General features: G+C 71.2%; 16 protein-coding genes. 12 read left to right on the forward strand and 4 right to left on the reverse strand.

The features are described 5' to 3' along the window. Positions 1 to 2: 2 nt before the first annotated feature. The 6 genes from J2X63_RS08375 (at position 3) to J2X63_RS08400 (ending at position 5029) form a co-directional block, all read left to right on the forward strand. Positions 3 to 1052 carry an AI-2E family transporter gene (locus J2X63_RS08375; protein WP_309976040.1) on the forward strand — a complete coding sequence of 350 codons (1050 nt, stop codon included), beginning with the start codon at positions 3 to 5 and terminating at the stop codon, positions 1050 to 1052. Positions 1053 to 1162: 110 nt separating this feature from the next. Continuing rightward, on the forward strand, positions 1163 to 1591 hold the full coding sequence (locus tag J2X63_RS08380) for a DUF6325 family protein (RefSeq protein WP_309976042.1): 429 nt from the start codon (positions 1163 to 1165) through the stop codon (positions 1589 to 1591). 2 nt (positions 1592 to 1593) lie between these two features. Further along, the gene (locus J2X63_RS08385) at positions 1594 to 1962 is read left to right on the forward strand and encodes an SHOCT domain-containing protein (RefSeq protein ID WP_309976044.1); all 369 of its coding nucleotides are present in this window, start codon (positions 1594 to 1596) and stop codon (positions 1960 to 1962) included. Beyond that, complete coding sequence (locus J2X63_RS08390) at positions 1959 to 3101, forward strand: type III polyketide synthase (RefSeq protein ID WP_309976046.1); 1143 nt, start codon at positions 1959 to 1961, stop codon at positions 3099 to 3101. Before J2X63_RS08385 ends, J2X63_RS08390 begins: the two co-directional genes overlap by 4 nt. 19 nt (positions 3102 to 3120) lie before the next feature. Then, positions 3121 to 3861 (forward strand): methyltransferase domain-containing protein, encoded by a 741-nt coding sequence (locus J2X63_RS08395; protein ID WP_309976048.1) that lies wholly within the window; start codon positions 3121 to 3123, stop codon positions 3859 to 3861. Further along, complete coding sequence (locus J2X63_RS08400; protein ID WP_309976051.1) at positions 3854 to 5029, forward strand: NAD(P)/FAD-dependent oxidoreductase; 1176 nt, start codon at positions 3854 to 3856, stop codon at positions 5027 to 5029. The genes J2X63_RS08395 and J2X63_RS08400 overlap by 8 nt, the downstream gene beginning before the upstream one ends. Positions 5030 to 5035: 6 nt before the next feature. On the opposite strand, the gene J2X63_RS08405 is transcribed toward J2X63_RS08400, so the two are convergent. Further along, positions 5036 to 5476, reverse strand: coding sequence for a nitroreductase family deazaflavin-dependent oxidoreductase (locus tag J2X63_RS08405; protein WP_309976053.1), 441 nt, complete (start codon positions 5474 to 5476; stop codon positions 5036 to 5038). 78 nt (positions 5477 to 5554) lie between these two features. On the opposite strand from J2X63_RS08405, the gene J2X63_RS08410 reads away from it, so the two are divergent. Further along, complete coding sequence (locus J2X63_RS08410) at positions 5555 to 6055, forward strand: hypothetical protein (protein WP_309976055.1); 501 nt, start codon at positions 5555 to 5557, stop codon at positions 6053 to 6055. Between the two features lie 159 nt (positions 6056 to 6214). Beyond that, the gene (locus J2X63_RS08415; protein ID WP_309977869.1) at positions 6215 to 8449 is read left to right on the forward strand and encodes an AAA family ATPase; all 2235 of its coding nucleotides are present in this window, start codon (positions 6215 to 6217) and stop codon (positions 8447 to 8449) included. 65 nt (positions 8450 to 8514) lie between these two features. On the opposite strand, the gene J2X63_RS08420 is transcribed toward J2X63_RS08415, so the two are convergent. Next, positions 8515 to 9768 (reverse strand): MFS transporter, encoded by a 1254-nt coding sequence (locus tag J2X63_RS08420; RefSeq protein ID WP_309976057.1) that lies wholly within the window; start codon positions 9766 to 9768, stop codon positions 8515 to 8517. Positions 9769 to 9892: 124 nt separating this feature from the next. Between J2X63_RS08420 and J2X63_RS08425 the strand changes: the two genes are divergently transcribed. Genes J2X63_RS08425 through J2X63_RS08435 form a run of 3 tightly spaced genes read left to right on the forward strand, consistent with a single transcriptional unit; the run spans position 9893 to position 12993 of the window. Further along, positions 9893 to 11449, forward strand: coding sequence for a carboxylesterase/lipase family protein (locus J2X63_RS08425; RefSeq protein WP_309976060.1), 1557 nt, complete (start codon positions 9893 to 9895; stop codon positions 11447 to 11449). 24 nt (positions 11450 to 11473) lie between these two features. Then, on the forward strand, positions 11474 to 12523 hold the full coding sequence (locus J2X63_RS08430; protein ID WP_309976061.1) for a zinc-dependent alcohol dehydrogenase family protein: 1050 nt from the start codon (positions 11474 to 11476) through the stop codon (positions 12521 to 12523). Next, positions 12520 to 12993, forward strand: a complete 474-nt coding sequence (locus J2X63_RS08435; protein WP_309976063.1) for a heme-degrading domain-containing protein — start codon at positions 12520 to 12522, stop codon at positions 12991 to 12993. Before J2X63_RS08430 ends, J2X63_RS08435 begins: the two co-directional genes overlap by 4 nt. Positions 12994 to 13243: 250 nt before the next feature. Here J2X63_RS08435 and J2X63_RS08440 read toward each other — a convergent pair whose 3' ends face one another. Both J2X63_RS08440 and J2X63_RS08445 read right to left on the reverse strand, forming a co-directional pair. Continuing rightward, positions 13244 to 13837 carry a nitroreductase family protein gene (locus J2X63_RS08440; protein ID WP_309976065.1) on the reverse strand — a complete coding sequence of 198 codons (594 nt, stop codon included), beginning with the start codon at positions 13835 to 13837 and terminating at the stop codon, positions 13244 to 13246. A 143-nt stretch (positions 13838 to 13980) separates the two neighbouring features. Further along, complete coding sequence (locus tag J2X63_RS08445; RefSeq protein WP_309976066.1) at positions 13981 to 15060, reverse strand: low specificity L-threonine aldolase; 1080 nt, start codon at positions 15058 to 15060, stop codon at positions 13981 to 13983. 110 nt (positions 15061 to 15170) lie between these two features. Here J2X63_RS08445 and J2X63_RS08450 point away from each other — a divergent pair, with 110 nt between their 5' ends. Beyond that, entirely contained in the window at positions 15171 to 19184 is a 4014-nt protein-coding gene (locus J2X63_RS08450) for a hypothetical protein (protein WP_309976068.1), read from the forward strand. The last annotated feature ends 169 nt before the right edge of the window (positions 19185 to 19353 follow it).

Raw genomic sequence — 19353 nt, forward strand, 5'->3', positions numbered from 1 at the left:
GCATGACCGACGAGGCGGTGGCGCCGCCCGGTCTCGCCCGCGGCACCCGGGTGCTGCTCACCGTCGCGGCGGCGGTCATCGTCTTCGTGGGCATCTGGTTCGCCCGCGACATTCTCGTGCCGGTGGCGGTCGCGGCGGTCGTCGTGATCATCGCCCACCCGGTGCGCCGCCCGCTCGAGCGCCGTGGCTGGCCGAGCTGGCTCGCCACCACCATCGTCATCCTCGTGGGATACGCGATCCTCGCCGTGCTCGGGGCGCTGCTCGTCGTGGCATCCGCCCAGTTCGTCGGCATGCTGCCCGACTACGCCGACGAGCTGCAGGCGACGGCGCAGGGGATGCTCGGCTGGCTGGAGTCGCTGGGCTTCTCGACCGACGCGGCCGGGTCGGCGGCGTCGGCGATCGATCCCGAGCAGCTGCTCGCGGTGGCGACGGGTGTGGCCGATGCCGTGCTCGGCGCCGCGACGGCGTTCTTCTTCGTGCTCGCCTACGTGCTGTTCATGGCGGCGGATGCCTCGCGCTTCTCCCGCGCCGGGCGGCACGTGTTCGGCGGGGCCGCCGCCGACGCGATCGGCGCGCGCTACTTCTCCGGCGTGCGCCGCTACTACGTGGTGAACGCCTCGTTCGGAGCGGTCGTCGCCGTGCTCGACGGCCTGCTGCTGTGGGCGCTCGGGATCCCCGTGCCGATCACCTGGGCGATCCTCGCGTTCGTCACGAACTTCATCCCGAACATCGGGTTCGTGATCGGCCTCATCCCACCGGCGGTCCTCGCCCTCGTCATCGGGGGCTGGCCGTTGGCGCTCACCGTGGTGCTCGCCTACTCGCTCATCAACGTGATCCTGCAGGAGTTCGTGCAGCCGAAGTTCGTGAGCGACGCCGTCGGCCTCACGCTCACGATCACGTTCGTCTCGGTCGTGTTCTGGACGCTCGTGCTCGGGCCGATGGGCGCGCTGCTCTGCATCCCGCTGACGCTGCTGGTGCGGGCGCTGCTGCTCGAGCCCGACCCGCGCACGGGCACGTTGCGACACCTCACGGGCGATCCGCAGGCGCCCTAGAACACGGGAGAACCGGGCAATCCGCATGTTCGCCGAGGATTCGCGAGCGATGCTGGCGCCGCCTTCGAGGCCCGGGCTAGTCTGCAATCACACCGATCAAGGGGGACCACATGGCGGAGTTCGAATACGGCCCGGTCGAGCTGTATCTCGTCGGATTCGAGGGGGACCGTCCTGACGACGCCACCCTCGACGCGATCCGGGAACTGGTGGAGGGCGGCGAGATCCGCCTCATCGACCTGCTCGTGATCTCGCGAGAAGACGACGGGTCGGTGCTGATCACCGACTACGACGAGATCAGCGACGAGTACGGGTTCGGCGACATCGAACTCGCGGCCATCGGACTCGTCGCCGAGGAGGACGCACAGGAGTTCGCGCAGGGCATCCCGCCGGGCACGTCGGGTGCGATCTTCGCGATCGAGCTGCTGTGGGCCAAGAAGCTCGCGTCGAAGTTCGCCGCGTCCGGCGGCATCGTGCTGCAGACCGAGCGCATCCCCGCGCCGGTCGTGAACGCCGCGCTGGCCGAGGCGGAAGGGGAGTAGGCATGCCGTTCCGCAGGATGGGTCGTCCGGGCCTCGTCGGGCTGGCGGCCCGCACGGCCGTCGTCGCCGGCACCGCCACCGCGGTCAGCGGCGGCATCCAGCGCCACCAGGCCAACAAGCAGCAGGACCAGTACGAGCAGCAGCAGTACGAGGCCCAGCAGCAGCAGGCGCAGATGCAGGCGGCGGCGCAGCAGGCCGTCGCGCAGCAGCAGGCCGCGATGGGCTACGCGGCCCAGCCGGCTGCGCCCGCGCCCGCTGCGCCCGCCGGCACCGACCTCGTCGGCGAGCTGCAGAAGCTGGGGGCGCTGCGCGACCAGGGCATCCTCAGCGACGCCGAGTTCGCCGCGGCCAAGGCGAAGCTGCTCGGGTGACCGTCGCGCTTCGGGCGGTCGCCACGGCAGTGCCACCCACGGTGCTCGTACAGGAGCAGGTGCGCGACGTGTTCGCCGCCCAGCCGGGACTCAACCGGCTGGCGCAGCGGATCGTCGCCACCTCGTTCAACGTGTCGGGCATCGAGACGCGCCACACGGTGCTCGAGGAGCTCAGCTGGGATCCTCGCACCCAGGAGCCCGTCTTCTTCGACCTCGCGAGCGGCGAGCTGCTCCTGCCGGGCACCAAGGTGCGCAACGAGATCTACGCCACCGAGGCGACGAAGCTCTACGTGCGGGCCGCACAGGCGGCGATCGACGGATGCCCCGGCATCGAGGCATCCGACATCACCCATGTGGTCACGGTGTCGTGCACCGGCTTCTACGCGCCCGGGCCCGACTTCATGCTGGTGCGCGAGCTCGGCCTCGGCCCGGCCGTGCAGCGATACCACCTCGGGTTCATGGGGTGCTACGCCGCGATGCCCGCGCTCCGCACCGCGAAGCAGTTCTGCGAAGCGGATGCCGCGGCGGTCGTGCTCGTGGTCTCGGCCGAGCTCTGCACGCTGCACCTGCGCACCTCGAACGATCCCGACACCATCGTGGCCTCGTCGCTCTTCGCCGACGGCGCCGCGGCCGGGATCGTGACGGCCAGGCCCCTCGCCGACGGCGAGCGCGCCTTCGACCTCGACCGGTTCGAGACGCGCATCACGCCGAACGGCGAGGACGACATGGCGTGGAAGATCGGCGACCACGGCTTCGAGATGGTGCTCTCGAACGCGGTGCCGACGATCATCGACGACCACATCACCGGCGCCATCGAACCGCTGCTCGACCACGACGAGGCGCTGACGGAGGCGCTGGCGACCGACGCCGCGAGCGAGGCGATCGAGCACTGGGCGATCCATCCCGGCGGCCGCAGCATCCTCGACAAGGTCGAGACGCGGCTCGGGCTCACCGAGGCGCAGTTGGTGCCCGCGCGCGAGACGCTCCGCGACTTCGGCAACATGTCGAGCGCGACGGTGCTGTTCGTGCTGCGGAACATCCTCGATTCGGATGCCGCCGACGACGGCGATCGCGTCGTCGCCATGGCGTTCGGCCCCGGCCTCACGGTCGAGTCGGCGCTCATGACGGTGCGCGCCTAACCGATGGGCACCTGACCCGATGAGCACCGTGCCCGGGTTCTTCGATTCGGGATTCCTGCGGCAGCGCGACGACACCGCGACCGAGCTGATGGACGACCACGACGGCGACGTCGCGGCGCTCGCCCGCACGTACGAGCGGTTCCGCCTGGTGAACGCGGTCGTGTCGAACCAGCGGGCGGTGTACCGCCGGTGGGTGCGGCCATGCCTCTCGCCGACCGAGACGCGCCGGGTGCTCGACATCGGCACCGGCGGCGCCGACCTGCCCCGCGCCCTGTTGCGGTGGGCGCGCGCCGACGGGTTGCGGCTCGAGGTGACCGCGATCGACCCCGACGCCCGATCGCTCGACTGGGCGCTCGCCCAGCCTGCCGACCCGGGGCTCGTGCTGCGGCGCGTGTCGAGCTCGGAGCTCGCCGACGCGGGCGAGCGGTTCGAGGTGGTCACGTCGAACCACGTGCTGCACCATCTCGACGGCCACCAGTTCGGGGCGCTGCTCGCCGACTCGGAGCGGCTCGCGGCCGACGGCGGGATCGCGGTGCATGCCGACATCGAGCGGTCGCGATACGGCTACGCCGGGTTCGCGCTCGGCACCCTCCCGTTCTCGCGCAACCTGCTCGCCGGCTCGTACATCCGCGCCGACGGGCTCACCTCGATCCGGCGCAGCCACACCGCGGCCGAGCTGGCGGCGGTGCTGCCGCCCGGATGGCGCGTTCGGCGGGGCATCCCGTCGCGACTCGAGGTGGTGTGGGAGGCGGATGCCTGAGCACGAGGCCGCGGCGCACGTGCCGCCCGAGGCGCGGCACGACGTGGCCGTGGTGGGCGGCGGTGCCGTCGGCCTGCTGCTCGCGTGCCTGCTCGCCCAGCGCGGCCTCGACGTCGTGGTGTTCGAGCGTCGGTCGGGTCGCTCCGACCGGTCGCGGGCGATCGGCATCCACCCTCCTGGACTGCGGGCACTCGCTCGCGCGGGCGTCGAGGAGGAGGTGCGGTCGAGGGCGATCGAGATCCACGACGGGCGGGTGACCTGCGAGGGGCGCACGCTCGGCGCCATGTCGTTCGCGAAGGCGGGCACCGTGCTGTCGCTGCCGCAGCTCGAGACGGAGGAGCTGCTCGAGCGCCGGCTGGCGGAGGTGCGCCCGGGGTCACTGCGGCGCGGCATGGAGGTGCGCGGCCTGCACGACCGCGGCACGCACGTCGAGCTTGACGTCGCCGTGACCGAGGGCGGCGAGCGGCTGCCCGTCGTCGCCGCGCGGTACGTGGTCGGGGCCGACGGCGTGCGCAGCGGCATCCGGAGCATGGTGGGCGTCGACTGGGTGGCGCACCGCGGTCGCGCGCACTACGTGATGGGCGACACCCGCGACGACACGGGCGAGCCCGGCAGCGCCCTGCTGCACTTCGAGCCCGCGGGCGTCGTGGAGTCGTTCCCGATGCCCGGCGGGCTGCGGCGCTGGGTGGCCTGGGTGCGCCGACCGCTCGCGGCGCCCACGTCGGCGCAGCTCGCCACGATCGTGCGCACCCGCGCCGGCGGGGTCTTCGACATCGACGCGGCATCCGAGCCGAGCGGGTTCGAGGCACGCCAGCACCTGGCCGGTCGGATGTCGCAGGGCCGCGTCGCGCTCGCCGGCGACGCCGCGCACGAGATCAGCCCCATCGGCGGGCAGGGCATGAACCTCGGCTGGATCGACGCGATACGACTCGACCACGACCTCGCCGCGGCGCTTGCGGTGGGCGCGCCCTACGAGCCGTTCGAGACGTACGACCGGGTGCGGCGGCCCGCCGCGCGCCGCGCCATCCGCCAGGCGGCGTTCAACATGCGCATGGGCGCGCCGGCAGCGGGTCTTCGTCTGCGCGCCCGCAACGGCATCGTGCGCACGCTCGCGGTGCCGCCGCTTCGAGCGGTGCTCGCGCGGGCGTTCACGATGCGCTGGCTCTAGCGAGGCTCAGAGCACGACGCGCGTGAGGAGGAACACCGGGATCAGCCGGTCGGTCTTGCGCTGGTAGTCGGCGTAGGGCGGGTATGCCTCGACCGCGCGAGCCCACCATTCCTCGCGCTCCGCCCCCTCGAGCTCGCGCGCCTCGTAGTCGTGCCGCTCGGCGCGGTCCTGCAGCTCGACGTGCGGGTGCTTCTTCAGGTTCCAGTACCAGACCGGGTGCTTCGCGGCGCCGCCGAGCGATGCCACGACCGCGTACGCCCCGTCGTGCTCCACGCGCATGAGCGCGGTCTTGCGGAGCTTGCCGGTCTTCGCGCCGACGCTCGTGAGCAGGACGATCGGCAATCCGCGGAGCGTGTTCGCCTGCTCGCCGTTCGACGCCTCGAACGTCTCGGCCTGCCTGCGTGCCCATCCCGACGTGCTCGGCTCGTACTCGCCTTCCAGTGGCATGGAACCTCCTCGATCTCTCTTCGACCATACGCGGCCCGGCCGTATCCGGAATCGAGCGGATGCCGCAGAATGGCGAGCATGACCGACCCGCACCTGCTCGGACCCGGCTTGCTGCCGACGCCCTTCACCGCCGACGAGATCCGCACCGGTTGCCCCGACGGGCGCACGATCCGGCTCTTCGTCGAGCCCGCCGAGGGCGAGCCGTTCGAGCGGGTCAACCGCTTCGTCGAGGCCGACGAGACGGGAGCGACGCTCGAGCGCTGGTGGGTCGGCCCCGACGGGCTGGTCGACGGCGAGGTCGAGCACGAGCGCACGAGCTGGCTCGACCTCCAGCGGCACGCGGCGTTCCCGGCCGACCGCACGACGTCGTCGCGCGAGACCCTCGAGCTGCCGATCGGCACGGTCGAGTGCGTTCGGTTCGACGTGCGGCCCGAGGCATCCGTCGTCGATGGCGCCGCCGTCGCGACGTTCTGGTTCTCGCCCGCTCACCCCGGGATGCCCGTGCGGTACGAGCAGCCGGCCGACTCCGGCGGAATCGATCGCACGACGATGGTGGGCGACGAGGTCGAGGTCGACTGAGGCGGGCGAGGACGAACGCGCCCAGACGGTGGCGGTCGCCGGGGCATCCGTCTACCGTGAGTGACGGGCGGATTCCGCCGCTCGATCCGGAATATCCGCCTTCGGTGCAAAGTTGAGTCAAGTAGACTCAAGTTTGACGAAGGGATGCCTGTGGCCAACATGCAGGGCGCGCCGAACTCCCAGGAGGAGCAGAAGTCGGCGCTCGAACAGTACGGCGTGAACCTCACCGACCTCGCGAAGGCGGGCAAGCTCGACCCGGTGATCGGCCGTGACGCCGAGATCCGTCGGGTGAGCCAGGTGCTCACCCGACGCACCAAGAACAACCCCGTGCTCATCGGCGAGCCCGGCGTCGGCAAGACCGCGGTCGTCGAGGGGCTCGCCCAGCGCATCGTCGAGGGCGACGTCGCCGAGTCGCTGAAGGACAAGCAGCTCGTCTCGCTCGACATCTCGGCGCTCGTCGCCGGCGCGATGTACCGCGGCCAGTTCGAGGAGCGGCTCAAGGCCGTGCTCAAGGAGATCAACGATGCCGAGGGCGGCATCATCACGTTCGTCGACGAACTGCACCTGCTCATGGGCGCCGGCGGCGGCGAGGGGTCGGTCGCGGCATCCAACATGCTGAAGCCCATGCTCGCGCGCGGCGAGCTGCACCTCATCGGTGCCACCACCCTCGACGAATACCGCGAGTACATCGAGAAGGACGCGGCGCTCGAGCGCCGGTTCCAGCAGGTCTACGTCGGCGAGCCCAGCGTCGAGGACACGGTGGCGATCCTCCGCGGGCTCAAGGGCCGGTACGAGGCCCACCACGGCGTGACCATCTCGGATGCCGCGCTCGTCGCCGCGGCATCCCTCTCCAATCGCTACATCACCGCCCGGCAGCTGCCCGACAAGGCGATCGATCTCATCGACGAGGCGATGTCGCGGCTGAAGATGGAGATCGACTCGTCGCCCGTCGAGATCGACGAGCTCAAGCGCCAGGTCGACCGCATGAAGCTCGAGGAACTCGCCCTCAAGCGCGAGAAGGACGAGGCCTCGAAGGAGCGCCTGGCGCGCCTCCGCGAGACGCTCGTCGAGAAGGAGCGCGAACTCGCCGAGCTCGAGGCACGCTGGTCGCGTGAGCGCATGGGCCTGAACCGCGTCGGCGAGCTGAAGAAGAAGCTCGACGAGGCGATCACCGAGCGGGACCGTGCCATGCGGGAGGCCGACTACGCCCGTGCGTCGAAGCTCGAATACGAGACGATCAAGCGGTTGCAGCAGGAGCTCGAGGCGGCCGAGCAGGCCGAGGACGCGTCCGACGAGCCCCGCATGGTCAACGAGCAGGTCACCGAGGAGGACATCGCGCAGGTCATCGCCGCGTGGACGGGCATCCCCGTCGGCCGGCTCCTGCAGGGCGAGACCGAGAAGCTGCTGCACCTCGAGACCGAGCTCGGCAAGCGGCTCATCGGGCAGAAGCGGGCCGTCGCCGCGGTGGCCGACGCCGTGCGTCGTTCGCGCGCCGGCATCAGCGACCCCAACCGGCCCACGGGCTCGTTCCTCTTCCTCGGCCCGACCGGGGTCGGAAAGACCGAGCTCGCGAAGGCGCTCGCCGAGTTCCTCTTCGACGACGAGCGGGCCATGGTGCGCATCGACATGTCGGAGTACGGCGAGAAGTTCTCCGTCTCCCGGCTCGTCGGCGCGCCGCCCGGATACATCGGCTACGAACAGGGCGGCCAGCTCACCGAGGCGGTGCGCCGTCGCCCCTACTCGGTGATCCTCCTCGACGAGGTCGAGAAGGCGCACCCCGAGGTGTTCGACGTGCTACTGCAGGTGCTCGACGACGGGCGCCTCACCGACGGCCAGGGTCGCACGGTCGACTTCCGCAACGTGATCCTCATCCTCACGTCGAACCTCGGCTCGCAGTACCTGATCGACCCGACGCTCAGCTGGGACGAGAAGGAGCAGGCCGTGCTGCAGACGGTGCGGCAGGCGTTCAAGCCCGAGTTCGTCAACCGCCTCGATGACATCGTCGTGTTCTCCGCGCTCAGCGAGGAGGAGCTCGGCGAGATCGTCAACCTCTACATCGACCGGCTCTCGACGCGACTGCGCGAGCGGCGCCTCGACCTCGGGGTCACCCCCGACGCGAGGGCGTGGCTGGCCGAGCGCGGGTACGACCCGCTCTACGGGGCGCGCCCGCTGCGCCGGCTCATGCAGCACGAGATCGACGACCGCCTCGCGCGGGCCCTGCTCACGGGCGAGATCCGCGACGGCGACCGCGTGATGGTGGAGCTGGCTCCCGACGGGGAGTCGCTCACCGTGGCACGCGCCGAGGTCGACGAGGCGCCCGGGGGTGCGACCGGTGACGGCGCCGGCGGCGCCGGGGAGGACGACGTCATCGACGCGGAGATCGTCGAGGAGTAGCCGGCGTCGACGGCGGGACGCGCTTCAGCCGGAGCTCCGCCGTTCGCGTCGCGCCCGCGGACTCGTCAGCCCTCGACGGGCGCGGGCGCCGACACACCGTTGGCGCCGGCCGGGATGCGGCGTTCGAGCGCGAGCGCGAGCACGCCGATGCCGAGGCATCCGATCACCATGACCGCGATGTACCACGCCTCGAGGCCGTTGGCGAGCAGCAGGCCCGCCGCGATGGGGCCGGTGATCGCACCACCCTGGAACGCCGCCGAGTTGATCGCGTTGTAGCGGCCGCGGTTGTGGTCTGAGGCGAGGTCGTTGTAGACGGCCGGCACGGTCGGCTGCAACAGGGTCTCGCCGAAGGCGAAGACCCCCATGAAGGCGAGCACGCCGATCGCGGCAGCCACCGTGTCGGGCAGCAGGCCCGCGGCGCCGAGGATCAGCCACGACGCCGCCCACACGCCGGCCATGACCATCATCACGCGGGTGCGTCGGCGGCCGCTGATGCGGTTGAGCACCGTGAACTGCAGCAGCACGATGACCGCGGTGTTGACGGCGAACGCGAACCCGATCACCTGGGTTGAGACCTCGGCCACCTGCCGGGCGTACGCCGGGAAGCCGGCCTCCATCTGGCCGTAACCGATGAACATCGCGATGAACGTCAGCAGGGTGACCCACAGCACGGCCGGCTGGCGGAGGATCTCGCGATAGCCGCCGGTCGCAGGCGCGTCGGGCGACGGCTCGGACTGCGTGCGGACGTGCCGCAGCGGACCGAGCAGCAGGGCCATGGGGATGAGGCTCGTCGCCGCGTCGACGAGGAAGATCACGGTGAACGTCTCGGGCGCGTCGACGTCGACGTAGAAGCCGCCGAGGATGCCGCCGATGCCGATCCCGAGGTTCACGAGCGCGAAGTTCACGCCGAAGTACTGCTGCCGCAGGTCGCCCTGGACGACGGTGGCGATGAGGGCGTTGAACCCGGGCCAGGAGACGCCGAAGTTCACCCCGATCAGCACGAGCGCCACGGCGGCGACGGCGGGGTGGGTCGCGAACGCGAGCAGCGTGCAGCCGGCGATCATCGAGGTGAGACCGGCGAGCAGGATGGTGCGGGCGCCGTAGCGGTCGATGAGGGTGCCGCCCGGGCCGGTGACGACGAGCCCGGTGATGGCGATGAGGCTCATCAGCGCGCCCGACAACCCGAGGTCGAAGCCGCGCACCTCGTGCAGGTAGATGATCGTGAACGGGAGCGTCAGCCCGCGGCCGAGCGTCTGGATCGCGACCGTCGACAGCAGCCATCGACCCTCGGTGGGGAGTGCCCCCCAGAAGCTCCGCATTCCGACCACCGTGACATTCTGCCGCAGGCCCACGACATCGGTTGGCGCCGAATACGACATCGGCGGCGGTCTGCGTTCACGCCATCCCAGTCCCGCATTCACCAGACGGGGGTAGGCTCCCGCCATGCTGCGCGAGGGACCCGTGCTCGTCGGCGACGGACTCGTCGTCGAGACCGATGCGGGCGCCGTGCGCGGTGTGCGTCGGCGAGGGCTCCGCATGTGGCGCGGCATCCCGTACGCCGGCACGACGGGCGGCGGGCAGCGCTTCCTCGCCCCGGCCGCAGTGACGCCGTGGGACGGCGTGCGCGACGCCGTCGAGTTCGGGCCGGTCGCGCCGCAGAACCGGAAGGGCCAGTTCATCGGCGCGCATCCGCGGCTGCCGCGCAGCGAGGACTGCCTCCGCCTCAACGTGATCGCGCCCGACGAGCCGGTCGGCGGCCGCCCGGTCATGGTGTTCCTGCACGGCGGCGCGTACAGCGTGGGCTCGTCCGACGAGTACCCGCGGCAGGGCGAGGGGCTCGTGCGTCGGCACGGCATCGTCTATGTCAGCCTCAACTACCGGCTCGGTGCGCTCGGCTGGCTCGACTTCCGGGCGTACGCGTCGGCGCGGCATCCGTTCGACTGCAATCTCGGCCTGCGCGACCAGGTCGCGGCGCTCGAATGGGTGCGACGCAACATCGCCGCGTTCGGCGGCGATCCAGGCCGGGTGACCCTGTTCGGGGAGTCGTCGGGCGCGAACTCGGTGACGACGCTCATGGCCGTGCCGGCGGCCGAGGGGCTCTTCGCGCGCGCCATCGCGCAGAGCTCGCCGGCGAACGCGGTGTACACGCCCGAGGTCGCCGCGAGATGGGCGGCCGAGTACGTGCGCACCCTCAGCCGGCTGGTCGACGACGACGACCTCGAGAGCGATTCGAGCGAGGATGCCGCGGCGATGCTGCACACCGCGGACCCGGTGCTGCTCGCCGAGGCGACGACCCAGCTGTCGCTGCGGACCCCCGACGAGAATCCCGGCACCATCAGCCTCGCCGCCGTGATCGACGGGGAGTTCCTGCCGCAGCGGCCCCTCGACGCGTTCGCCGACGGCACGGCGCACCGCGTTCCGCTGATCATCGGCACGAACGATCGCGAAGGGTCGCTGTTCGTCGGGCGCATCAGCATCCTGCCGACGACGAAGCCGCGTATCCGCGCGATCTTCGCGAACACGCGCAAGAAGTCGCGCAAGGCGATCAAGCGCCAGTACCCGGGGCTGCCCGAACGGCGCCCGGCCGCCGACTTCGCGGGCGACTTCACGTTCTGGTTCCCGAGCGTGAAGGTCGGCGAGCGGCACTCGCGACACGCGCCGGTCTACTTCTACCGCTTCGATGCGGCCCCACGGATGCCGCGCCTGATCGGCCTCGACGCGACCCACGGCCTCGACCTGTTCGCCCTGTTCGAGAAGTTCGACACGCTGACCGGCGCCGGGCTCACGCTGCTCGGCGGGCGCCGTCTCTATCGCGAGGTCGGACGACGGATGCAGCAGCACTGGACCTCGTTCGCGGCATCCGGCGCACCCGACCCCTCGTGGCCCGTCTACGACGAGGCCGACCGGCGCACGCTCGTGTTCGACCGGGCCGACCGCGTCGAGCTCGACCCGCGCAGCGCGAAGCGGATCGCCTGGCAGGAGTTCGTGCCGCACGTGTGAGGGGCCGCGCGTAGGCTCGAACGCATGCTTGCCACGATCATCCATGCGCCACGCGACATCCGCGTCGAGACCGTTCCCGACCCCGAGCTGTCGACCGGCGGCGACGCCATCGTGAGGGTCGTCGCCGCGTGCGTGTGCGGCTCCGACCTCTGGCCGTACCGGGGCGTCACGCCCACCGACGAGCCGCACCGCATCGGCCACGAGTTCGTCGGCGTCGTCGAGGCGGTCGGCCACGATGTGCAGCACATCGCGGTCGGCGACTTCGTCATCGCGCCGTTCTACGTCTGCGACAACACCTGCGTCAACTGCCGCAACGGCGTCTCCACGTCGTGCGTGAACGGCGGCTGGTGGGGCGGCGACGACCGGTTCGGCGGGTTCGCCGACGGCGGCCAGGGCGAGCGCGTGCGCGTGCCGCTCGCCGACGGCACGCTGGTGCCCGTCGGCGGCCCGATCACCGACGACCTGGTTCCCGGGCTCCTGACCCTGTCCGACGTGATGGGCACCGGCCACCACGCCGCGGTCAGCGCGGGCGTGCAGCCGGGCGACTCCGTCGTGGTCGTCGGCGACGGGGCAGTGGGTCTCTGCGCGGTCATCGCGGCGAAGCGGCTGGGTGCGACGACGATCATCGCGATGTCGCGGCATCCCGAGCGGCAGGAGTTGGCGCGCGCGTTCGGCGCTACGCACATCGTGGCCGAGCGCGGCGACGAGGGCGTCGCCGCCGTGCAGGAGCTGACCGGCGGCATCGGCGCCGACCGGGTGCTCGAGTGCGTCGGCACCAAGGAGTCGATGGACCAGGCGATCCGCTCCGCCCGTCCCGGTGGCATGGTCGGCTACGTCGGCGTGCCGAACGGCGGCCCCGAGCTGCCCGTGCGACCGCTCTTCAACCGCAACGTCGGCGTGAACGGTGGGGTCGCACCCGTGCGCGGCTACATCGAGGAGCTGCTCCCCGACGTGCTGTCGGGCGCGATCGAGCCCGGCCGGGTGTTCGACCTCGAGCTGCCGCTGGCCGACGCGGCCGAGGCGTACGCCGCAATGGACGAGCGCCGCGCGATCAAGGTGCTGCTGCGGCCATGAGCGAGCTGCGCGAACGACTCATCGCCGAGGAGGCCGAGCTCGTCTTCGACCGGTTCACGCTCGACGACGCGTGGGCGCTCGGGGTGCGGCTCCGTGCCGCGGCGGCCGAGCGCGGGCTCCCCGTCGCGATCGCGATCTGGTTCGGCCCGCAGCGGGTCTTCCACGCGGCGCTCCCCGGGTCCTCGGCCGACAACGACGGCTGGCTCGACCGCAAGCACCGTGTCGCCGAGCGCTTCGGCCACGCCTCGATGCTCGTCGGGGAGTCGTTCCGCGCGGACGGCGGCGACTTCGACGCCGACGCGCGGCTCGACCCGCGGGAGTACGCCGCGCACGGCGGGGTCGTGCCGATCCGGGTGGCCGGCGGCGCGGTCATCGGCGCGGTGGGCGTCTCAGGGCTGCCGCAGCAGGACGACCACGACCTCGCGGTCGAGCACCTGCGCGCGCACCTGGCGGAGCAGCGCGCGGGCTGACCTCGCACCGCCGCGGCCGCGCACGGCGCTCCAATGCGCTCCAGTGCGGCGAAATGGAGGAACTTCCGGGCGGCGCGCCGTGCGCCGTGCGGGCTTCGGAGGGCGAGTCGCCCGATTGTTCCTACATTTCGAACCAGCGAGGCGGCGTTGCGGCGCAGCGGGGCAGCGGCGCAGAGCGAGCGCGAGCGGATGCCTCGGCGTGCTGCCGCGGCATCCGCTCGTCGCGTTTCTCGGGTGATGGGCGAGGGGGCTACTCGCCGACGAGCACGAGCTCCTCGAGCGGCTTGCGGAGGCGGGGGGCGACCTCGCGCTCGCGGAGCGGGTCGGGCAGCGTGTCGACGTCGCCGAGCACGCCGATCGCGGTGATCGACACGACCTCGAGGCTCGCGTTGAGGCCGAACGCGTCGTGCAGACGCGCGGCGTCGAAGCCGCCCATCTGGTGCGTGTGCAGTCCTTCGTGCTGCGCCTGCACGGTGAGGTGCGCGACCGCCTGGCCGAGGTCGTAGCGCGCCCACGGGCGGGGCTTGCCCTCGGCGTCGACGGTCTCGGCGATGTTCACGATGAGCGCGGCGGCCGAGTCGGCCCACGCCTGGTTGAAGCCCAGCAGCGCGTCGTGCACGGTCGTGAAGGCGGCGGTGCCGCGCCGGGCGACGATGAAGCGCCACGGCTGCACGTTGTTCGCCGACGGCGCCCAGCGGGCGGCTTCGAGGATCGTGCGCAGGGCGTCGGTGGAGACCTCGGCGGCGGGGTCGTAGGCCCGCGGGCTCCAGCGCTCCACGAGCGGGTTGATGAGCTGCGCGGTGGTGTCGGCGCGGCGGGACGTGAGATCGGTGACGAGCGTCATGGTGGTGCTGCTTTCGTGCGAGGAACGGATGCCGGGGCGCCGTCGTCCCGTTCCATTACAACGCATCGAGGCTGGGCGTATTCCGGATGCTGCAACAGCGCGTCATCCGGCGTGCCGCTCCCCCTGGGCGCTCGAGCCAAGCCTCACGCGGCGCGGTGCAGCTCCTCGCGGATGCCCGCGACGAAGGCGTCGATGTCGTCCTCGCTCGTGTCGAACGAGCACATCCAGCGCACCTCGCCCTTCGCGGCATCCCAGTCGTAGAAGCGGAAGCCGCGGTCGCGCAGTCGGTCGGCCACTCCGGCCGGCACGACCGCGAAGACGCCGTTCGACTGCGTCTCCTGGCTGAAGCCCAGGCCGGGCAGGTCGCCCGCGGCGATGCCCGCGTCGAGCGCGTCGCGCAGGCGCCGGGCCATCGCGTTCGCATGCGACGCGCTCCGCAGCCACAGGTCGCCCTCGAGCAGCGCGATGAGCTGCGCCGACACGAACCGCATCTTCGAGGCGAGCTGCATGTTGAGCTTGCGCAGGTACTTCAGGCCCTCGGATGCCTCGGGGTTCAGCACCACGATCGCCTCGGCGCCGAGCGCCCCGTTCTTGGTGCCGCCGAAGCTCAGCACGTCGACGCCCGCGTCGCGGGTGAAGGCGCGGAACGGCAGGCCGAGGGAGGCGGCCGCGTTCGACAGGCGGGCGCCGTCCATGTGCAGCTTCATGCCGCGCTCGTGCACGTGGTCGGCGATCGCGCGGATCTCCTCGACCGTGTACGCGGTGCCCAGCTCGCTCGTCTGCGTGATCGACACGACGAGCGGCTGCGCGCGGTGCTCGTCGCCCCAGCCCCACGCCTCCTGGTCGATGAGCTCGGGGGTGAGCTTGCCGTCGGGACTCTGCACCGTGAGCAGCTTCATGCCGCCGACCCGTTCGGGTGCGCCGCCCTCGTCGGAGTTGATGTGCGCCGTCGACGCCGAGATGACCGCGCCCCAGCGGGGAAGCATCGACTGCAGTCCGGTGACGTTCGCGCCGGTGCCGTTGAACACCGGGAACACCTCGACGCCCTCGCCGAAGTGCTTCGCGAACACCTGCTGCAGCCGCTCGGTGTACTGGTCCTCGCCGTACGCGACCTGGTGGCCGCCGTTGGCGGCGGCGATCGCGGCGAGCACCTCGGGGTGCACGCCGGAGTAGTTGTCGGAGGCGAAGCCGCGAACGGCGGTGTCGTGGAGCTGATCGGTCACCGGACCATCCTCGCATCCGGGTCGGAGTTGCCCGAACGGGTCGCGCTGCCTGCCCGTTCGGATGCCCAGGCGGCACCGCCCCAGCACGCGGCATCCGGGAGGCTCGGCACATGGCCGGCACGCGACTGGCGGCCGATTCCAGTCGGTCGGGAATGACCCGCGCCCTCGCCGACGCCCGCACACGGGCCGTCGGCGGGTCGTCGCGCGCGGCCGCTGGCCCGGCCGGTGTGATCATGGCGCTGCAGCGCGACGCCGGCAACTCGGCGGTGAGCGCACTGATGGCGGCCAAGCTGAAGTCGCCGGGGGAGGCGGCGATCGTCGACATCGACGGCGCGCTCGCCGAACTGCGTCGCGACGAGCCCGGCCTCGACGCGGTCGAGCGGGGCCTGAAGCAGGCCAAGGCCGTCGGCATCCCCGTCGAGCTCGAGGGGCCGAAGCCACCCGCCTCCGCGCTCGCCGTGACGAAGACGGGGTTCGGTCCGGGGTCGGTCGCGCCGAAGACGCCCGTGCCGCCACCGAAGCCGGTGCCCGCCGTGTCCCCGCTCGCCAAGGCCGTGACGGCGAAGCCGAAGATCGCCGGGCCGAGCGGCGGCGGCGGGGGTGCCGCTCCGCAGCTCGCAGGGGCGGGCGGGGCCCCGCCCGCGACCGCCGCCGTCGCGGCCCCGCTCGGCCGGGACAAGCTGCTGCTGCCGCCGGTGCCGCCGCCCGGCGTGAAACCCGCCCAGGATCCCGCGTTCGCCCAGGTGAAGGGCGGCGTGAAGGGCTTCGCCGCTGCCAAGCGCGCGCATCCGCCCGCTGCGTCGAAGGCGAAGGAGGCGCAGGATGCCGCGCTCGCGCCGGCCGACGACCTCGCGGGCCAGGCGAAGGCCGCCAAGGCCGACACCATGGACGCGCAGCAGCCGGGCTCATTCGACAAGCAGGCCTTCATCGCCGCGGTGAAGACCGCGATCGAGGCGAAGTCGCCGAAGACGCTCACCGAGGCCGACGAGTACGCGGAATCGGGCAAGGCCGGCGAGGTGAAGGGCGAGGTCAAGGGCCTCGTCACGAAGGGCAAGGAAGGCTCGGCGCACGACATCGAGGCGGCGACCGAGGCGGCACCCGACACATCGAAGGCGGTCGCCAAACCGGTGACCCCGATGGCGCAGGAGGCGCCCGGGCAGGCCGTGCCCATCCCGGCGACCGGCGCCGTGCCCAAGCCCGCCCCCGCCGAGCAGGTCAACCTCGAGGCGGGCAAGCACGAGGTCGACCAGGAGATGACCGACGCCAAGGTCACCGACGAGCAGCTGGCGAAGTCGGGCGAGCCCGAGTTCCAGGGCGCCCTCGCCGAGAAGCAGACCGCCGCCGCCCACGCCGACGCGGCGCCCGCCGAGTACCGCGCCCAGGAGCAGGCGACCATCGCGCAGGGCAAGGCGCAGGCGGGTGCCGTCACGGCAGCGGGCGTCCAGGGCATGCAGGGGGCGAAGGGTGCAGCGCTCGCCAAGCTCGTCGCGGCGAAGGGCGCGACGAAGTCGAAGGACGAGCAGCGTCGCGCCGAGGTGACGACGAAGATCCAGTCCATCTTCACCGCGACCGAGACCGACGTGAAGAAGATCCTCGAGGGCATCGACCCGAAGGTCGAGACCGAGTTCGAGACCGGCGAGGCCCGAGCGAAGGCGTCCTTCGAGTCGTATGTCGCGGCCAAGATGTCGGCCTACAAGAAGGACCGGTACAGCGGATGGCTCGGCGGGCTGCGCTGGGCCAAGGACAAGCTCGTCGGCATGCCCGACAAGGTCAACGAGTTCTACGAGGCCGGGCGCGAGATGTACCTGAAGCAGATGGACGGCGTGATCTCTCGCGTCGCCGACATCGTCGGCTCGAACCTCACGGCGGCCAAGCAGCGCATCGCCAGCGGTCGCGCCGAGATCGCCACGTACGTGAAGTCGCTCCCGCAGGACCTGCAGAAGGTCGGCTCGGAGGCCGCGCAGGACATCGGCGACAAGTTCGAGGCGCTCGAGAGCGAGGTCAAGGACAAGGAGAACGAGGTCGTCGAGACGCTCGCGTCGAAGTACGTCGAGGCGCGCAAGGACCTCGACGAGCGGATCGAGGCACTGCAGGCCGAGAACAAGGGCCTCGTCGACAAGGCGATCGGGGCGATCAAGGGCGTCATCAACACCATCCGCGAGCTCGCCGCGATGCTCGGCAACGTGCTCGCCAGGGCGGCGAGCGTCATCGGCGACATCATCGCCGACCCGGTCGGGTTCCTCGGCAACCTCATCAGCGGCATCAAGGGCGGCATCGATAAGTTCTTCTCGAAGATCACCACGCACCTCAAGAAGGGACTCGTCGGCTGGCTCTTCGGCCAGCTCGGCGACGCCGGCATCGAGATCCCCGACACGTTCGACCTCAAGGGGGTCGTGAAGCTGCTCGCGTCGGTGTTCGGGCTCACTTGGGCCAACATCCGGGGCCGGATCGTGCGCCAGATCGGCGAGACCGCCATGGCGGCCGTTGAGAAGGGCGTCGAGATCTTCCAGGTCATCAAGGAGCAGGGCATCGCCGGCCTGTGGGACAAGCTCGTCGAGAAGATCGGCGACATCAAGGAGATGATCCTCACCCAGCTCGAGGACTTCGTCATCACGAAGATCATCACCGCCGGCATCACGTGGCTCATCAGCCTGCTCAACCCCGCCGCCGCCTTCATCAAGGCGTGCAAGCTCATCTACGACGTCGTGATGTTCTTCGTGAACAACGCCGCCCGGATCGCCCAGTTCGTGAACACCGTCATCGACGGCGTCGTCGACATCGCCAAGGGCAACGTGTCGGCGGTGGTCGACAAGGTCGAGAACGCGCTCGGCCAGATGGTGCCCATCCTCATCGGGTTCATCGCGAGCGTGCTGGGTATCGGCGGCATCGGCGAGAAGATCCGCTCGATCATCCAGGCGCTGCAGCGGCCGGTGAACAAGGCGCTCGACTTCGTGATCAAGACCGGACTGAAGCTCGCCGGCCCGGTCATCCGCGCGGCCAAGGGCATCAGCGCGAAGGTGAAGGCCAAGGTCGCGGCGGGCAAGGCCTGGGTGAAGGGCAAGGCTGAGGCGGGGAAGAAGTGGGCGAAGGGAAAGGTCGCCGGCGCGGGGGCTGCGCTGCGCAAGCTCAAGGACCGGATGCTCGGGATCGCCTTTCGCGAGACGTTCGTCGCCGACGGCGAGCAGCACTCGGTGTACTCGAAGAAGGGCGCTCCGCAGGTGCTGTACACGGCATCGACGCCGCAGCCCAGCGCGCAGGCCGCACCGACGCCGACCGTGAAGGACCTCGATCGCCGCTACCGGGCGACGATCGACGAGTACGTCCTCACTGTCAAGCGCATGGATGATTCGCCTCAGGATGCCGCGATGAAGGCCCGTGCGGAGGTGCTCAAGGACCAGGCCGACTCACTGTTCCGCCAGCTGGTGGACGCCACCCGTGCCTTCGTGACGACGGGAGGCCGGAAGAGCCGAGGCGATCCGGGCGCACCCGCGGCGGGGATCGGCACGACCGGCGTGCACGGGGCCAAGCCGCCGAGCAACCGCGGCGGCCATCGGCTGCACTGGACGGAGTCCGAGCATGTCATCCCGTTCGCCGTGGGCAAGTCGGTCTGGGCGGCCCTGCGCCAGTACATGCCGTGGCGCGGTTCCCGGGCCGACAACCGGCAGACGACGATCATGATCTACGAGCGCGCCGCGCGTATCAAGACCCCGGCCGACAACGCCATGAGCTACACCGTCAAATCGCTGCTGGTCGACTCCGGCATCGTGGAGCGAATCCAGCGCGGCCGTGTCTCAGGACAGGTCGGACTGGCCGACCGCGACGCGGACGACGCGCTCGCCCGGATCCAAGGTGCCGTCGAGACGGCCCGCAAGGACGCGGTGACGCGAACCGTCGATGCCATCCGCGCCGAGAACCAGATGAAGGAGGGCAGCGCCACGAAGACGAACGGCCAGCGTCGCGGGAACGAGCCGCCGTCGCCGGATGCCGGTGCCGTCGCGGCGGCCTCGCAAGCGCAGTTCGACAACATCATGGACCTCGTACGGCAGGAGGTCATGCACGAGGTCGGTGTCAAGGAGAAGGCCGAGCGGATCATGAACCGCCCGTCCGGCGGTGCGCGGCGCTGACGCGAGTGGGCGAAGTTGGCGGCGGCCAGGGCGAGATCCAGCCAAGATCGCCCACTCGCGGCATCCGTGCGCTGAGATCGCGCGTTCGGCGGGTGCGGCGACGAACCACCGACCGAACGCGCAACTTCGATGGCCGAGCGGATGCCGCGAGCGAGCCGTCGACGGCCGC

Origin of the sequence: Agromyces sp. 3263, from assembly GCF_031456545.1 — a bacterium.
Lineage (GTDB): Bacteria > Actinomycetota > Actinomycetes > Actinomycetales > Microbacteriaceae > Agromyces.

Coding starts and splice junctions, on each gene's coding strand:
- J2X63_RS08375 (WP_309976040.1), top strand. CDS start 3: ATGACCGACGAGGCGGTGGCGCCGCCCGGTCTCGCCCGCGGCACCCGG.
- J2X63_RS08380 (WP_309976042.1), top strand. CDS start 1,163: ATGGCGGAGTTCGAATACGGCCCGGTCGAGCTGTATCTCGTCGGATTC.
- J2X63_RS08385 (WP_309976044.1), top strand. CDS start 1,594: ATGCCGTTCCGCAGGATGGGTCGTCCGGGCCTCGTCGGGCTGGCGGCC.
- J2X63_RS08395 (WP_309976048.1), top strand. CDS start 3,121: ATGAGCACCGTGCCCGGGTTCTTCGATTCGGGATTCCTGCGGCAGCGC.
- J2X63_RS08400 (WP_309976051.1), top strand. CDS start 3,854: ATGCCTGAGCACGAGGCCGCGGCGCACGTGCCGCCCGAGGCGCGGCAC.
- J2X63_RS08405 (WP_309976053.1), bottom strand. CDS start 5,476: ATGCCACTGGAAGGCGAGTACGAGCCGAGCACGTCGGGATGGGCACGC.
- J2X63_RS08410 (WP_309976055.1), top strand. CDS start 5,555: ATGACCGACCCGCACCTGCTCGGACCCGGCTTGCTGCCGACGCCCTTC.
- J2X63_RS08415 (WP_309977869.1), top strand. CDS start 6,215: ATGCAGGGCGCGCCGAACTCCCAGGAGGAGCAGAAGTCGGCGCTCGAA.
- J2X63_RS08420 (WP_309976057.1), bottom strand. CDS start 9,768: ATGCGGAGCTTCTGGGGGGCACTCCCCACCGAGGGTCGATGGCTGCTG.
- J2X63_RS08425 (WP_309976060.1), top strand. CDS start 9,893: ATGCTGCGCGAGGGACCCGTGCTCGTCGGCGACGGACTCGTCGTCGAG.
- J2X63_RS08430 (WP_309976061.1), top strand. CDS start 11,474: ATGCTTGCCACGATCATCCATGCGCCACGCGACATCCGCGTCGAGACC.
- J2X63_RS08435 (WP_309976063.1), top strand. CDS start 12,520: ATGAGCGAGCTGCGCGAACGACTCATCGCCGAGGAGGCCGAGCTCGTC.
- J2X63_RS08440 (WP_309976065.1), bottom strand. CDS start 13,837: ATGACGCTCGTCACCGATCTCACGTCCCGCCGCGCCGACACCACCGCG.
- J2X63_RS08450 (WP_309976068.1), top strand. CDS start 15,171: ATGGCCGGCACGCGACTGGCGGCCGATTCCAGTCGGTCGGGAATGACC.